This window comes from Stenotrophomonas sp. STEN035 (genome assembly GCF_056759935.1).
This window is the reverse complement of the sequence record NZ_JBRRDY010000076.1, coordinates 1-1,946: the sequence shown is the minus strand read 5'-3', so window position 1 is coordinate 1,946 and position 1,946 is coordinate 1. Positions and strand designations below refer to the sequence as shown.

Genomic DNA, 1,946 nt, shown 5'->3' with positions numbered 1-1,946 from the left:
AAGCACTGGGCGGGCTGACGCCCGCCGCCTACGCCAAACGGATGGCCAAGATCGGCTACCCTAACCCCGGACTCTAAATGGCCCCGCTACTGAAAGCGGGGGGACGTCGGCGGCAGGGTTGCCGCTCAGTGCCACCGGGTTGGACAGCCCGCCATGCGGGAAGAAACCGGCGACCAGCGTTGCCAGCAATGCCGCGAAGGTGACCAGTGCGCCGCCATTGCGCCAGCGACGGGCGGCGTTGCCGGTACCGGGGTAGCCCGCACTGGACCACAGCGTCAGCATCAGCAGCAGGGCCGGCACCACCAGCCGTGGCAGCAGTTCCCAATAGCCCAGCCTGGGGGCATCGAACAGCGCCCAGACCAGGGTGGCGGCAAACAGCAGCAGCGACGCCGCCGCGGTCAGGCGCGAGCGTCGCAGCACCAGCACCGTCAATACCAGGTAGGCCAGACCGGCCAGCAGGTAATACCAGGAGCCGCCCAGGCTCAGCAGGCGGACACCGCCGGCCAGCAGAGCCAAGCCCGACAGCAACAGCAACAGCACCAGTGCAAGGCGGGGGAAGGAACGCAGCAGGCTGCCGCGCAGTGATCCAGATGGGTCGACCATGAAATGTCTCGCTCAATGGGGAATCAAGAAAGTTTGAGATGCCTCCGCCTACGATGGTCTCCGGTAGTTCAGCCATCGCCCGTGAGCCTAGCCATGCGGAAACCGATTGGGCGAATCACCGCCTAGGGTAAACCCAAGTTCCCGCCCGTGGCAGCGAGCAATCTGACTCCGTCATTCACTTGCCAAGTCTGCCTCATGGGTACCCTCATCGAACCATCTCCGAAGATGGAGCTATCACTGCGACTGCGATATGCATGCAGCGGGCTATGACAGCCGGCGCGGCCTCCGCCGAGGTCTCAGCCGCCACTAACGATACCGCCACTGCGCTCATTGATCCCAAAGCAAAAGTGACGGGCGAGCCACTCGCCCAAAGTGCTGCGGCTGTTAGCAAGGCTATTACTACTCTCGCAGTCTCCACTGAGCGCACTGCTTATGTTGATACGACCCTTCTCTATCTATGCCAACTCCACGCGAACGGCGGACTTAACTCTGCACAATTGGACAAGCTGGTGGGCGACTTGATCGAAAAGAGCACGGCTATGCAGCCCGTGCATGCCGAACTGATGCAGGTTGCGGCGCCCGACATCGCTGAGCGTGCTGAGCCGGCGGAGGCAGAACGCGAAGCCAAGCGTTTGCAGGACGAGGAAGATAAAGCGAAAGCACCGGCGACCGGGACCGACGGGGTAACTCAGCCCGCCCAACCTACGCCGCCCGCGCAACCTACTACGCAATCATCTTCTGGCATCTCACAGATGCAGCGCGATCTTGGAGCGACCGCGGCCGACAAACAAGCCCGCGCACAAACGGACGCAGCTGTTGGCTCGGCGCTCGCTCAGGCTTTACGTTTATGGCCGCGCAGAGGTCCGGTTTGGGTCGAAAGTGCTTGGTGTAGCATAGCGTTCAGATTAGTCCCACATCTTTCAGTTCAAGCGATACCGTTACCTAACCGCTTCTGGCACTTTCGCTCGGATTCCCGATGGCTGTCCCCGACCAATCTGACATCTCAGGACCGCAACGCGAAGTACAACGGCTCTTGGGCCGTTGTCTCTTGCGTTTGCAACAGTACGAGCGCCTGCTGAAGGCAATGATCGCATTCCAGAAGCTGTCTGGGACATCTGAGACGCTCCCGCATGCTCTAGACGCCCGAAGGAAAGAGACTAGCGACAAGACGCTAGGCACGTTGATCGGCCGCCTGATGGGCGACTACATCTTGAAAGAAGGTTGCGAACTCTCCGACGACACACACAAGCAACCTGACGGCTCAATCCATTTCAGCTTCCGGATGCAGCTCAAACTGCCAACCGAACGTCACGAGGCCCTCAAGACGGAACTGCGCGAGCTGG

1 protein-coding gene and 1 pseudogene are annotated in these 1,946 nt (G+C 61.0%); one reads left to right on the top strand and one right to left on the bottom strand.

Going from position 1 to position 1,946, the window contains the following annotated elements:
* Window positions 1-60 precede the first annotated feature (60 nt).
* The gene (locus ACVOLL_RS20540) at window positions 61-603 is read right to left on the bottom strand and encodes a hypothetical protein (RefSeq protein WP_481514563.1); all 543 of its coding nucleotides are present in this window, start codon (window positions 601-603) and stop codon (window positions 61-63) included.
* A gap of 976 nt (window positions 604-1,579) precedes the next feature.
* Here ACVOLL_RS20540 and ACVOLL_RS20535 point away from each other — a divergent pair.
* A pseudogene (locus tag ACVOLL_RS20535) lies at window positions 1,580-1,946 on the top strand (OST-HTH/LOTUS domain-containing protein); the annotation flags it as partial.

What these genes read in the sequence shown, in the direction of transcription:
- ACVOLL_RS20540 (WP_481514563.1), bottom strand. Translation starts at nt 603, where the DNA reads ATGGTCGACCCATCTGGATCACTGCGCGGCAGCCTGCTGCGTTCCTTC.